The 12,960-nt window shown below is 64.7% G+C and carries 13 protein-coding genes and 1 pseudogene; 8 read left to right on the forward strand and 6 right to left on the reverse strand.

Annotated elements, in window-relative coordinates; all coding sequences use genetic code 11:
- The first annotated feature begins 107 nt into the window (after positions 1-107).
- From M1D32_RS13580 to M1D32_RS13600, 5 genes are all read left to right on the forward strand, one after another.
- Entirely contained in the window at positions 108-788 is a 681-nt protein-coding gene (locus M1D32_RS13580; protein ID WP_458782191.1) for a DUF4245 domain-containing protein, read from the forward strand.
- A 10-nt stretch (positions 789-798) separates the two neighbouring features.
- Positions 799-1,413 (forward strand): carbonic anhydrase, encoded by a 615-nt coding sequence (locus M1D32_RS13585; RefSeq protein WP_458779174.1) that lies wholly within the window; start codon positions 799-801, stop codon positions 1,411-1,413.
- 76 nt (positions 1,414-1,489) lie between these two features.
- A complete protein-coding gene (locus M1D32_RS13590; RefSeq protein WP_458779175.1) occupies positions 1,490-2,917 on the forward strand; it encodes a class II fumarate hydratase in 1,428 nt (475 codons plus the stop codon).
- A 124-nt stretch (positions 2,918-3,041) separates the two neighbouring features.
- A complete protein-coding gene (locus tag M1D32_RS13595) occupies positions 3,042-3,704 on the forward strand; it encodes a TetR/AcrR family transcriptional regulator (protein WP_458779176.1) in 663 nt (220 codons plus the stop codon).
- Positions 3,701-5,383 carry an MDR family MFS transporter gene (locus M1D32_RS13600; protein WP_458779177.1) on the forward strand — a complete coding sequence of 561 codons (1,683 nt, stop codon included), beginning with the start codon at positions 3,701-3,703 and terminating at the stop codon, positions 5,381-5,383. Before M1D32_RS13595 ends, M1D32_RS13600 begins: the two co-directional genes overlap by 4 nt.
- Positions 5,384-5,504: 121 nt before the next feature.
- Here the strand turns inward: M1D32_RS13600 and M1D32_RS13605 are convergent.
- Both M1D32_RS13605 and M1D32_RS13610 read right to left on the reverse strand, forming a co-directional pair.
- Positions 5,505-5,970: pseudogene (locus M1D32_RS13605) on the reverse strand (NUDIX hydrolase).
- A gap of 72 nt (positions 5,971-6,042) precedes the next feature.
- The gene (locus M1D32_RS13610) at positions 6,043-6,594 is read right to left on the reverse strand and encodes a prepilin peptidase (RefSeq protein WP_458779178.1); all 552 of its coding nucleotides are present in this window, start codon (positions 6,592-6,594) and stop codon (positions 6,043-6,045) included.
- A 58-nt stretch (positions 6,595-6,652) separates the two neighbouring features.
- Here M1D32_RS13610 and M1D32_RS13615 point away from each other — a divergent pair, with 58 nt between their 5' ends.
- Positions 6,653-7,444, forward strand: coding sequence for a hypothetical protein (locus M1D32_RS13615; RefSeq protein ID WP_458779179.1), 792 nt, complete (start codon positions 6,653-6,655; stop codon positions 7,442-7,444).
- A gap of 42 nt (positions 7,445-7,486) precedes the next feature.
- Complete coding sequence (locus M1D32_RS13620; RefSeq protein ID WP_458779180.1) at positions 7,487-8,134, forward strand: GNAT family N-acetyltransferase; 648 nt, start codon at positions 7,487-7,489, stop codon at positions 8,132-8,134.
- Between the two features lie 46 nt (positions 8,135-8,180).
- Here M1D32_RS13620 and M1D32_RS13625 read toward each other — a convergent pair whose 3' ends face one another.
- Positions 8,181-9,599 (reverse strand): PhoH family protein, encoded by a 1,419-nt coding sequence (locus tag M1D32_RS13625; protein ID WP_458779181.1) that lies wholly within the window; start codon positions 9,597-9,599, stop codon positions 8,181-8,183.
- Positions 9,600-9,838: 239 nt separating this feature from the next.
- Entirely contained in the window at positions 9,839-10,600 is a 762-nt protein-coding gene (locus M1D32_RS13630) for an isoprenyl transferase (protein WP_458782192.1), read from the reverse strand.
- 151 nt (positions 10,601-10,751) lie between these two features.
- Between M1D32_RS13630 and trhA the strand changes: the two genes are divergently transcribed.
- On the forward strand, positions 10,752-11,510 hold the full coding sequence (trhA, locus tag M1D32_RS13635; protein ID WP_458779182.1) for a PAQR family membrane homeostasis protein TrhA: 759 nt from the start codon (positions 10,752-10,754) through the stop codon (positions 11,508-11,510).
- A gap of 73 nt (positions 11,511-11,583) precedes the next feature.
- On the opposite strand, the gene M1D32_RS13640 is transcribed toward trhA, so the two are convergent.
- Positions 11,584-11,949 (reverse strand): hypothetical protein, encoded by a 366-nt coding sequence (locus M1D32_RS13640; RefSeq protein WP_458779183.1) that lies wholly within the window; start codon positions 11,947-11,949, stop codon positions 11,584-11,586.
- A gap of 97 nt (positions 11,950-12,046) precedes the next feature.
- A complete protein-coding gene (gene mca, locus M1D32_RS13645) occupies positions 12,047-12,952 on the reverse strand; it encodes a mycothiol conjugate amidase Mca (protein ID WP_458779184.1) in 906 nt (301 codons plus the stop codon).
- Positions 12,953-12,960: the final 8 nt, after the last annotated feature.

Here is a 12,960-nt window from a genome sequence, read left to right on the forward strand (position 1 = left end):
GCGGCCCCGCAATGTAGCCCGAAGGCAAGGACTGCAGAAGGACGCCGCCCTGGCGGACCGAGTGTGAGTTGCGCACCGGCATGGGCGACTATAGAGGGGTGAATGACATGCAGGAAAAGACCAGCCCCTCCCCCGAACCAGCAGGATCCGGAAGCAACAGCGGATCCAGCGCGGCCGGAGGGCAGGACCCGGTTAAGCCTGTTATTCCGGCGGCGGCGGCCAAACGGGCCAACGCCTCGGTGATCGGCATGATCATTGCCCTGGTGGTGAGCATCGCTGCGTTCCTGCCGATCGTCCTGATGAACCCCACCCCCAAGAGCGACGGCTACCGCCCCAATATTGATGTCAGTGCCGCTGCCCGCAATGCAACGGACGTGGCAGGATTCACGCCGGTAGCGCCGGACACCGGCAACTCCTTCCGGCCCAACTACGCCAGGTGGGAAGGGGGCACGGGAAGCGGCGTTCCCGCATGGGAGGTCGGCTATATAACGCCGAAGGAGTCCTTCATTGGATTGGTCCAGACCCGTACGGCCAACCCCACCTGGCTGCTTCAGCAAACGAAAAATGCTCCTGTTACCGGGTCCCGCAACGCGGGCGGCCGGGAATGGGAGCTCCGCGATACCGGCAAGGGTGAGAAATCCATGGTGCTGGAATACCGCGGCACCACTGTCATCCTCACCGGCGCCGCCCCGCTGGACGAGTTCGGCACCCTGGCAGACGCCGTGGTGAAATCACTGGACAGCAATCCTGCCGTCACAGTTTCACCTGCGGCCACCACCGCCCCCTAAAGTAAGCAGGGTGACTACCTATCTGACTCCTGCCCTTGCCTGGCGCCGGATGCGCGAAGGCAACGAACGCTTCGTCGCCGGCCAGTCCTCCCACCCGAACCAGGACTCCTCGCGCCGGTCCTCGCTGGTGGAGAACCAGCACCCGTTCGCCGTAATCTTCGGCTGCTCGGATTCACGGCTCGCGGCGGAAATCATCTTCGACGTCGGACTGGGTGACGTTTTTGTGGTCCGCACCGCCGGCCAGGTCATTGACGACGCCGTCCTCGGTTCGCTGGAGTACAGCGTGAGCGTGCTCGGGGTCCCGCTGATCGCCATTCTGGGGCACGACAGCTGCGGTGCCGTGAGCGCCACCAAGGCCGCCGTGGACACCGGCGAGATGCCCCAGGGCTTCATCCGCGACCTGGTGGAGCGCATCACCCCGTCGGTGCTGACCTCAATCCGCCAGGACAAGCACGAGGTCAACGACATGGTGGTGGAGCACGTCAAGCAGACGTCCCAGCGGCTGGCGGACAGCTCGCGTGTGATTTCGGACGCAATTGAAAGCGGACGCACCGCCGTTATCGGCCTCTCGTACAGCCTGGCCGAGGGCCGCGCCAACGTTGTTTCCGGGATCGGCGAACTCTAGGACGGGTGCCAAAAACCACCCGTAGCATGCTCTTCACGGTTTTCGATGGGATGCCGGATCGCCCTAAGCTAGCCCCATGACTTCCACTGAAGAGTTCCGCATTGAACATGACACGATGGGCGAAGTCCGCGTCCCCGTGAACGCACTGTACCGCGCGCAGACGCAGCGGGCAGTGGAGAATTTCCCTATTTCCGGCAAGACCCTGGAACGCGCGCACATTGAGGCGCTGGCCCGGGTCAAGAAGGCTGCTGCCCAGGCCAACGCTGAACTGGGTGTGCTCGACGGCGAGCTTGCCAAGGCCATCGCAGACGCTGCTGATGAGGTGGCCACCGGGAAATACGACGGCGATTTCCCCATCGACGTCTTCCAGACCGGCTCCGGCACCTCCTCGAACATGAACACCAACGAGGTCATCGCCGAGCTTGCCACCCGTGCCCTGAAGGCCGCCGGCAGCGACAAGGTGGTCCACCCGAACGACCACGTCAACGCCTCGCAGTCCTCCAACGACGTCTTCCCGACGTCCGTGCACGTTGCCGCAACGTCCGCCCTGATCAACGACCTCATCCCGGCTCTCGGCTACCTGGCGGAGTCCCTGGAGCGCAAGGCCGTGGAGTTCAAGGACGTGGTCAAGTCCGGCCGCACCCACCTCATGGATGCCACGCCCGTGACGCTTGGCCAGGAATTTGGCGGCTACGCGGCCCAGGTGCGCTACGGCATCGAGCGGATCAACGCCTCCCTCCCCCGCGTTGCCGAGGTTCCCCTGGGCGGAACGGCTGTGGGCACCGGCATCAACACCCCGGCCGGTTTCCCGGAGCGGGTCATCGAACTGCTGGCCACGGACACCGGGCTGCCCCTGACCGAGGCCCGCAACCACTTCGAGGCGCAGGCAAACCGCGACGGCCTCATCGAGGCGTCCAGCCAGCTGCGCAACATCGCCATCTCGTTCATGAAGATCAACAACGACCTCCGCTGGATGGGTTCAGGCCCCAACACCGGCCTGGGCGAAATCGCCATTCCGGACCTGCAGCCGGGCTCCTCGATTATGCCCGGCAAGGTCAACCCGGTCATCTGCGAGGCGTCCATCATGGTGGCCGCACAGGTTATCGGCAACGACACCGCCATCGCCTGGTCCGGAACCAACGGCGCGTTTGAACTGAACGTGGGCATCCCCGTCATGGCAGCCAACCTGCTGGAATCGGTCCGCCTTTTGGCCAACACCAGCCGCGTGATGGCGGACAAGATGATCGACGGCATCACCGCGAACGTGGAGCGTGCCCGCTTCCTGGCCGAGGCCTCCCCGTCCATCGTGACTCCGCTGAACAAGTACATCGGCTACGAGAACGCAGCCAAGATCGCCAAGACGGCTGTGGCCGAAGGGCTCACCGTCCGCCAGGCCACCGAGAAGCTCGGCTTCGTCGGTGACGGCGAAGGGAAAGTCTCCGAAGCCGATCTTGATAAGGCCCTGGACGTCACCACCATGACGGCCCCGGCCCACAAGGCCTGACACATTTACAAACTACGTACGGCGGCCGCTCACCTTCCCGGCGAAGGTGGGCGGCCGCCGTCGTTCTGTCACTCCACGCGCCTGAAAGTTGCACTTAACAACCTGAAGTGCAAACCTTTACTATGTGACTGATAGTGCAGTATCTCAAGGTGGGCTTCGGGAACGAAAGCGTGCCGCTACCCGCGCAGCCCTTACCGCCATCGCCCGAAGGCTGACCGCCGAGCGGGGGCTGAACGGCTATACCGTGGACGAGGTCTGCGAGCAGGCAGGAATTTCCCGCCGCACGTTTTTCAATTACTTCCCAACCAAGGAAGACGCCATCCTTGGCCATGCGGATGACGACATTCCCGCTGATGTCATCGAGGACTTTGTTGCCGGCGGCGAAGCATCCCCGCCCGGCCATATCTCCCCCACCCTTCTCCAGGACCTGATCGGGCTTTCGCTGAAGCTGTCCGAAAACATGGCTGCCTCCGAAGAGGAAACCCGCCAGCTGATCGGCGTCATCAAGAAGGAACCACAGCTCATGCTGAGGATCATCGGTGCCACCGAGGAGCGCGAGGGTGAATTCGCCCGGGTCCTGGCCCGCCGCGAAGGCATTGATCCACAACACCCCGTCATCCAGATGGCCGTGGTCCTGCTCGGGACCATCGCCCGCAAAAGCAGCATGGTCTATTTTTCCGACGGCAACACCCGCCCCTACCAGGAGCTCTTCCTGGAGAACATCAGCGCTGCCCGCCACCTGTTCTCCCAGAACTTCGACCCCGTACCCGCAGAAGGACAACCATGAGTACCGCCGTCAATAAGAGGACAACAGCAGCGGGTCCCCTGTTGCTCACCCAAAAACGCATCTGGATCATCTTTTCGGCGCTCATCGCCGGCATGCTGCTCTCGAGCCTGGACCAGACCATTGTCTCCACGGCCATGCCCACCATCGTGGGCAAGCTCGGCGGCGTGGAACACCAGGCCTGGATTACCACCGCGTACCTGCTCGCCACCACCATTGTGATGCCCATTTACGGAAAGTTCGGTGACGTCTTGGGCCGGCGGAACCTGTTCCTTATAGCCATCGCGTTGTTCACGCTCGCCTCGGTGGGCTGTGCCCTTGCCACGGATTTCTGGGGCTTCGTGATCTTCCGGGCCATCCAGGGCCTGGGCGGCGGCGGCCTGATGATCCTGTCACAGGCCATCATTGCCGACATCGTGCCGGCCAAGGACCGCGGCAAGTACATGGGGCCGCTGGGTGCCATTTTCGGCCTTTCTGCTGTGGCCGGCCCCCTGCTGGGTGGATTCTTCGTGGACCACCTGACGTGGGAATGGGCCTTTTACATCAATATCCCCATTGGCATCGCAGCCTTCGCCATCGCCTGGTTCACGCTGACACTGCCGAACAAGAAGGCTGAAAAGCGGATCGACATCCTGGGTGTGGTGCTGCTGTCCGCAGCCACCACCTGCCTCATCTTTTTCACCGACTTTGGCGCAAAGAAGGACGAGGGCTGGGATTCACCGCTCACCTGGGCGTTTGGTGCCGGCATGGTCCTGTCCGCCGCAGCCTTCGTTATGGTGGAGCGCCGCGCCGAGGATCCCATCATCCCGCTGAGCCTGTTCCGCAACCGGATCTTTGTCAACGCAACGGCCATCGGCTTCACCCTTGGTTTGGGCATGTTCTCTGCGATTGCTTTCGTCCCCACGTTCCTGCAGATGTCTTCCGGCACCTCAGCGGCCGAGTCCGGCCTGCTGATGCTGCCGATGATGGCGGGACTGATGGGCACCTCGATTTACTCGGGCATCCGGATCTCCAAGACCGGCAAGTACAAGCTGTATCCCATCCTGGGAGCGGCCTTCACCATGGCTGCGATGCTGTGGATGACTACCCTCGCTGCCAGTACGCCCATCTGGGTGATCTGCGTGCAGCTGTTCATCTTCGGGGCCGGGCTGGGGCTGATCATGCAGGTAGTGGTCCTTGTGGTGCAGAACTCCGTCCCCGCGGACCAGATCGGCACCGCCACCAGCACCAACAACTACTTCCGCGAGGTGGGCGCCGCAATGGGCGTTGCAGTCTTCGGTGCCATCTTCACCAACCGCCTCTCGGAGTCCCTCACAAGCGCCTTCACCGGTGCGGGTGCGTCGGCGGACCAGGCTGCCCAGTCCACCAGCACCCTGGACCCGCAGGCGCTGAGCCGGCTTCCGGAGCAGCTGCGTGACGCGATCGTCAACGCCTACGCCGAGTCGCTCGCCCCGGTCTTCTGGTACCTGATTCCATTCATCGCGGTTGCCTTGATCCTCGCCGTCACGCTGAAGCAGATCCCCTTGTCGGACACGGCCGGAATGGTGGCCCGCGGCGAAGCCGTGGGCGGTGAGGAGGCCGAGCGCCTGGCCGCCGGTCTGCCGGCGTCAACGTCGGAGGCCGCAGGGCTGCCGGACAATGTCAAGGACGACGACGGCGAGCTGGTTTCCCAGCGCAACTGACCGCCGCCGTACTGCCGGCCCGCATTCCGCAGGGCTGGCGGCCAGGCCGGCAGGGGCGCCGCAATCTTGGGGGTTGCGGCGCCCCTGCGCTTACTGTTTGCAGCTTGCTTGGTGCAGGGTTTCAGGGCTCGAAGTGCGCGGCGTCGGCCGGAGCCAGGGCGCGGTGGATGCTGGTGAGGTGTCCGGGCATCAGCTCAGGGAGCTCATCGATGCCGAACCAGCCCACCGCGAGGGATTCGTCGTCATTCACGCGGGCCGTCCCGGAGACGTAGCGGCAGAGGAACACCACGTCCAGGAACTCGCACACGTCGCCGTTGGGGTAGGTGACCCACCGCCCCGACAGAGACAACGCGTTCCGGTTCCGCCACGACGGCCGTTTCCTCGAAGATCTCCCGCACCAGGCCTCGGGCGGGCTGCTCCCCCGGCTCAAGTATTCCGCTGACCAGTGCCCAGTGATTGTTGTCGGCCCGCTGCGCGAGCAGGACGCGCCCGGAATCATCCAGCACCACGCCGCGGACGCCAGGGACCCACAGCGGATCGTTGCCGATTTTCTTGCGGAGTTTCAGGATGTAGTCAGGCGCAGGCATCCCGCCAGCCTACCGAACAGCCAGGCATCCCTACCCGTTAGGCAGGAGAAGTTTAGGGTTCACGCCACGGGGTCATGCCGGCAGCAACATGGCCGCGGCTGCACCGGCGAGCATAAACGGTCCGAAGGGGATGGACGATTTCAGCGTTCCCCTGCGTGCCGCCAGGAGCGCAATGGACCACAGCCCGCCGAGGAGGAAAGCCAGGAAAGTACCGGCAAACAGGTGTACCCAGCCGAGGTAGCCGAGGTACATCCCCAGTACTCCAGCTAGTTTCACATCCCCGAAACCCATGCCGGGCGGATACGCAAACCGCAGGATGAAGTAGAAAAGCCACAGGATGGCGGCACCGGCCACAACGCGGAGCGCCGGCACAGCCATGACTCCTGCGGCGACGGGACTGGCACCGCCTTGGCCTGCGCCCGCACCGGCAAAGGCTGCTGCCGCGAGGAGCAGGACACCGGCCACCGCATAGGACGGGAAGACGATCCGGTTGGGCAGGAGGTGGTGCCGGACGTCGATCACCGTGAGCCGGACGGCCATCACCGCGAAGTAGGCGCAGGCGGCAAGCACCAGCCAGAAGGCCAGCGGCGTGTGCTGCCAGAGTTCGCCCAGTCGTTGGATCACCCTCGGATGCTACTGGATTTCCGCCCGCCGCCGCACCGCCCGCGCGTAAACTGTGGATATGGCGACGTGGGACTCCCGGCACCGGATGGATCCGGACAGCGCTTCAGCCTCCGCGCACCCTGGTTTCTTCCGGAATCTCTGCAGGTCCTCGCCCTGGAAATGGCAGTCCCTTCGCTTTGAGTATTGGGATGAGCCCTTCGCTGATGCCCCCAGTCCGGCGGCGCCCCTGATGCGGGCTTGGCTTCGCCGTCCGGGCGCACTCCGTCTGGAAACCGCGGACGGACTTGTCCTGCACAGCACCACCGGAATCAACGATTCGCGGGACGGGCTCTATGTCAGTGCCACCCGGAAGTCCTGGCTTCTGCCGCCGCACCTGGTGACGCCCGTGTACGACGAGCACGGCTTGGTGCGCCGGCGGCCGGAAGCAGCCTATGGCGAGCCGGGTTTCGGCAACGGGCGGTTCTCCGCAGCCCTGGACCCGGTGGAACTGGCCGGGAACGCCCCTGTGCCTCTTGAGTTTCCCGGCAGCAACGCAGTGGAAGTAGGGGAAGTCCGGCAGCAGGAGCACGAAGGACGCCCAGTCCTTGAAGCAGTTGTGGTCCCCACAGCCGCGTACCATCCCGCCCATAGGGCAGCGCCGCTGTGCCTTCCCGGCAGATCCCGGATCCGGTTGGACCTGGCCACGGGCGTGTGCGTGGCGAGCCAGTCCCTGGAATCCGGGACAGAGGAATACGGTCACTGGCTGAGCATCATCGCCGTGGACGAGTACATGCTGGACGACCTCTTCCTGGCCCAGTCAATGAGCCTCACCGACGTCCGGCAGCACATTACCTGGGATGTCCCAGCCTGACTGTGACACGCCGCAGCAGAGCGCATCGGCTAGGCTTCGCTGATGACATCACTGAGCGACGTTTGGCCACTTTTCGGCCTGAGGCTGGCCACCCCGCGGCTGGAACTGCGCCCCATCCAGGACCAGGACATTCCTGCGGCCGTTGCAGCAGCGCAGGGCGGCATCCACGAGGCCGGCAGGAGCCCATTCAGCACTCCGTGGACAGAGCTTCCGGCAGATGAACTGGCGCCCAACATGGCCCGCTGGTACTGGCGCTGCCGGGCGGAATGCTCCCCCGAATCCTGGACCCTGCTCCTGGGCATCTGGCATGAGGGTGCCTTCATCGGCTGCCAGGACGTCGGCGCCAAAGACTTCGCCGCGCTCAAGACCGTCACCACAGGCTCCTGGCTCAAGCTGTCCGTCCAGGGCCGCGGCCTGGGCAAGGAGATGCGCGCCGCCGTCGCCCTCTACGCCTTCGATTGGCTGGGTGCAGAGGTAGCCGAGTCCGAAGCAGCCACTTGGAACGAAGCTTCCCTCGGCGTCTCCCGCGCCCTCGGCTACGACCTAAACGGCACCACCAGGAACGCCTGGGGCACCAAGGTCGAAACAGTCCAGCACGTCCGCCTCACCCCGGAGACATTCAAACGCCCCGACTGGGGTTTACAGGTAGAAGGCCACGAGGCAGCGGCAAAGTTCCTCAACATCAGGTAGGGCCGTGGCCCGGCGAACCCGGCCACGGCCCCTCGCTCAGGACGGCTTAGCCTTCGAGCAATTCGGTGACCAGGGCTGCGATTGGTGACCGTTCGGAGCGGGTCAGGGTGATGTGGCCGAAGAGGGGGTGTCCTTTCAGGGTTTCGACGACGGCGGCAATTCCGTCGTGACGTCCGACCCGGAGGTTGTCGCGCTGGGCGACGTCGTGGGTCAGGACGATCTTCGAGTTCTGGCCGATGCGGCTCATAACGGTCAGCAGGACGTTCTTTTCGAGTGACTGGGCCTCGTCAACGATCACGAAGGCGTCGTGGAGGGAGCGTCCGCGGATGTGCGTTAGGGGCATGACCTCGAGCATGCCGCGATCCATGACCTCCTCCACCACTTCCTGGCTGACCAGTGCCCCGAGGGTGTCGAAGACCGCCTGCGCCCACGGGTTCATCTTCTCGGACTCCGAGCCGGGGAGGTAGCCCAGTTCCTGGCCGCCCACGGCGTAGAGGGGCCGGAAAACGATCACCTTGCGGTGCTCGCGGCGCTCGAGAACCGCTTCCAGGCCGGCGCACAAAGCCAGCGCTGACTTGCCGGTTCCTGCCCGGCCGCCGATGGAGACAATGCCGACGGCGGGGTCCATAAGCATGTCGATGGCGAGCCGCTGTTCCGCGGACCGTCCGTGCAGGCCAAAGACGTCCCTGTCCCCCTTAACCAGGCGGACCTGCTTATCGGGACCAACGCGGCCAAGCGCGGAGCCGCGGTTGGACAGCAGCACCAGGCCGGTGTTGACCGGCAGTTCCGCTGCCGCCGGGATAAACACGGGTTCGTGGCCGTATAGCGTGGAAATCTCCTGCTCCCCGGCCTCGACCTCTGCCACGCCGGTCCAGCCGGAGTCCTTCACCAGCTCGTTGCGGTATTCGTCCGCGGTGAGGCCCATGGCCGATGCTTTGACCCGCATGGGCAGGTCCTTGGACACCACGGTGACGTCCCGGCCTTCGTTCGCGAGGTTCTTTGCCACCGCGAGGATACGGGAGTCGTTGTCGCCGCTGCGGAACCCCAGCGGCAGCACCTCGGCGGAGATGTGGTTCAGTTCCACCATGAGCGTGCCGCCGTCGTCGCCGATGGGGATCGGCTGGCTCAGGCCACCGTGTTTGACCCGCAGATCATCAAGGAGCCGCAGCGCCTTCCGCGCAAAGTAGCCAAGTTCGGGGTCGTGCCGCTTGGCCTCAAGCTCGGTGATGACCACCACCGGCACGATCACCTCATGTTCCGCAAAGCGCAGCAGCGCGCGGGGGTCTGACAGCAGGACGGAGGTGTCGATCACGAAGGTGTGGATGTTGGCTTCCCTTCCGGAAACAGCAAAACCGGCCGCAGCATCTTCCGCTGCGCCGGTTTCTGACGTGGCTCGCGTGGCGCGAGAGGTAGCTTTCCCGCCCTGGTCGAACAGGACCCCGGGCATTTGTTCAGAAGTAGCCACATCGACTCCAGCCCCGGGCGCATGCCCGGATGTGTTAGTGGTGAGGCGGCTCGGCCAAGAGGCCGGGTCCGGCCTCCCATACAACCGGTGCGATGTCTCGCTCCATGTACTGGCCTCCCCGATCAGCCGGCGGTTTTGCCTGCTGATGGATATAACGTAAATCCATCGGAAGTAATTTCCGCAACCATTACGCGGCGATTCCTGTTGCAGCCCTGTGAACTGTCGGTGAACGCGAAAGGTCAGGTGCCGAAGCGGCGCTGCCGGCCTGCGTAATCGCGGAGGGCACGCAGGAAGTCGACTTTGCGGAATGCAGGCCACAGCGCCTCGCAGAAGTAGAACTCGCTGTAGGCGCTCTGCCACATGAGGAACCCGGAGAGCCGCTGTTCACCGGAGGTGCGGATGACCAGGTCCGGATCCGGCTGGCCCCGGGTGTAGAGGAACCGGGAGATATCGTCCACGCAGAGGTCGTCGGCGAGCTTGCCGATGTCCGTGCCCTTAGCGACGGCGTCGTGCAGCAGCTCCCGCACCGCGTCAACGATTTCGCGGCGTCCACCGTATCCTACGGCTACGTTGACATGGATCTTTTCCCGGACCGGCGTGCGTGCGGTGAGCTTGTTGAGCCGCTCCGCAAGATAGTCCGGCAGCAGCTCAGGAGCACCCATGGCGTGCACCGAGATGTTGGCGTCCTCATCCAGCCGGTCCAGGGTGTTGGCAATGATGCCCATCAGAAGATCGAGCTCTTCACTTGACCTGTTCATGTTGTCCGTGGACAGCATGTACAGCGTGACCACCTTGATCCCGAGTTCCTGGCACCAGCCAAGGAATTCATGAATCTTGTCTGCGCCCGCCTGGTGGCCCTGGCTGGTGGGCGCGTTGAACTGCTTGGCCCAACGCCGGTTGCCGTCCACCATCACTCCGATATGCCGCGGGATGCGATCGCGTGCAAGGTCCTTGAGCAGCCGGCGCTCGTAAAAGCCGTAGAGGAACCCGGGCAACTCCACGCGGTCTCTCACCTGACTTCCTTGCTGTACGTTCGGCTTGCACATCCTAGGCTACCGTCCGCCACGGACGGAGCCGTCCTTCTCGCCACCTTGGCGGCTGGCGTCGTGTTACCCATCAGTAACTTACCGGCCCGTAAGTTATTCTGGAGCCATGAACAGCGACACCCCGGACGGTCCCCGGACGCCGCAGCCCAAGGGTATTCCAAGCGAGGGAGCCAGCGCGGAAACGGATGCCGGCACTTCCCCCATGGACGACGCAGCCGTGCGCCTGGCCGAACTCCTGATGACCAAGCCGAAGTGGCGCGGCTGGATCCACACCGTGACGGCTCCACTGGCACTCGCGGCAGGAATTGTCCTCGTCCTCCTGGCCCCGACCGTTGACCGCAAAATCTCGTCGGCCATCTACGCGGCCACTGGAGTGCTGCTGTTCGGTGTCAGCGCCGTCTACCACCGTGGCAACTGGTCCCCGCGGGTGAAGATGACGCTCAAGCGGCTGGACCACACCAACATCATGCTGGTTATCGCCGGCAGCTACACGCCGCTCGCCTGGACCCTGCTGGAACGGCCCCAGGCCGTCCTGCTGCTGTGGGTCATCTGGTCCGGGGCGATCCTGGGTGTGCTGTTCCGGCTGCTCTGGACCCAGGCACCCCGCTGGCTGTACGTTCCGATCTACATTGCCCTCGGCTGCGGCGCACTGTTCTACCTCCCGCAGTTTTTTCAGGCCAGCGCCCCCGCCGCTGTCCTCATCTGCGTGGGCGGGGTGCTGTATATCACCGGCGCAGTCTTCTACGCCCTGAAAAAGCCCAACATCAGCTACCACCACTTCGGCTTCCATGAACTCTTCCATGCCTTGACCGTGGTGGCTTTCGCGGCGCATTTCACAGCCATAGCCCTGGCAGTGCTCAGCTAGCGCTGCAAGGGCTGCCAATCGACACGTGCCCTGCGCCCTTTAAGGGCCGGACAAGGAACGGACCCCGGAAGACCTAGTGCCGGCGGTTTCCCGGATCGGCGTCCGCGCCGCCGTCGGACGGGCCCTGGTAGGAGTCGTTGCCCCCAGAACCTGCAGCAGGACCTGTTGCCCCGGACCCCGCCTCCGTGGCCTCGGCCGCTTCAATATCGGCGGCAGCTGCCGCAGCGATGCGCTCCTCCTCCACCTGGGCCCGGTATCGGACCCGGCGGATGCGGCGCACCATGTCAACGATCAGCAGGGCCGTGGCCACCACGAAGAAAGCCGTCATGATGAAGCCCAGGAGGCCCGGCGTCACCTGGTCCTCGGAGATCCCCTCCCGCAAAGAGGGCGTGGGCAGGGGCGACGGGGTGGTAGCCAGGCTGAGGAGCAGACGTTGCACGTTTAATACCTTCTATGGAACGGGAGTCAGCAGGCAGCACATTCGGCGGCCCGGGTCCGGGCACATCTTCTACGCGGCATAGAAATGCCTGCCGCTCCTATCTTAGCCCCGCGAACAGGTCCTTCTCGGGGAGCTCGGACGGCACCCGCGACCGGATCAGTGAGTAATCTTCCCAAGGCCACGCCCGGCGCTGCATCTCCGGGGAAACGGCAAAGAAGAACCCCAGCGGATCCACCTGCGTACGGTGCGCCCGCAGGGCGTCGTCGCGCACTTCGAAAAAGTCACCGCAGTCCACCTGGGTGGTGGTGGGATGGGAGGCCGGCGGCGGAGTGTGGCCCTCGGCGTCGGACTCCAGCCATGCCGCGAGCCGCTCGGCGTAAGGGGACTGGAGGCCCGCTTCCTCAAGGGCGAAGTGCAGGGCGCGGAAACGTTCGGGGCTGAAGGCCCTGTCGTAGTACAGCTTCCCCGGTTCCCACGGCTCACCCGCGTCAGGATAACGTGCCGGGTCACCGGCCGCGTCAAAAGCCTCAACGGCAACCCGGTGCGCCATGATGTGGTCCGGGTGGGGATAGCCGCCGTTCTCGTCATAGCTGAGGATGACGTGGGGCTTGAACGAGCGGACCAGCCGCACCAGCGGGGCAGCCGCGTGATGCAGCGGCAGGGTGGCGAAGGACCCTGCCGGCAGGGGCGGAAGCGGGTCGCCTTCCGGCAGGCCCGAATCCACAAAGCCCAGCCACCGCTGCTTGATGCCCAGGATCCGGGCGGCCCGCTCCATCTCCAGGCGCCGGGCGCCCGCCATGTCCCGTTTGGGATGCGGCTCGCCTTCCACTGCGGGGTTCTGAATGTCCCCGCGTGAGCCGTCCGTGCAGGTGGCCACCATGACCTCCACCCCCGACGCTGCGTACATGGCCATCGTGGCCGCGCCCTTGCTGGATTCGTCGTCGGGATGGGCGTGGACGGCGAGCAGCCGGAGCGGTGCGTGGGAGTTACTGGACGCTGTCATCGAAGGAC

Source organism: Arthrobacter sp. D3-16 (assembly GCF_054408515.1).

Bases quoted from the DNA above. Each gene is read 5' to 3' on its own strand.
- trhA (WP_458779182.1), top strand. From the start codon at position 10,752: ATGAACAGCGACACCCCGGACGGTCCCCGGACGCCGCAGCCCAAGGGT.
- M1D32_RS13580 (WP_458782191.1), top strand. From the start codon at position 108: ATGCAGGAAAAGACCAGCCCCTCCCCCGAACCAGCAGGATCCGGAAGC.
- M1D32_RS13600 (WP_458779177.1), top strand. From the start codon at position 3,701: ATGAGTACCGCCGTCAATAAGAGGACAACAGCAGCGGGTCCCCTGTTG.
- M1D32_RS13590 (WP_458779175.1), top strand. From the start codon at position 1,490: ATGACTTCCACTGAAGAGTTCCGCATTGAACATGACACGATGGGCGAA.
- M1D32_RS13620 (WP_458779180.1), top strand. From the start codon at position 7,487: ATGACATCACTGAGCGACGTTTGGCCACTTTTCGGCCTGAGGCTGGCC.
- M1D32_RS13615 (WP_458779179.1), top strand. From the start codon at position 6,653: ATGGCGACGTGGGACTCCCGGCACCGGATGGATCCGGACAGCGCTTCA.
- mca (WP_458779184.1), bottom strand. From the start codon at position 12,952: ATGACAGCGTCCAGTAACTCCCACGCACCGCTCCGGCTGCTCGCCGTC.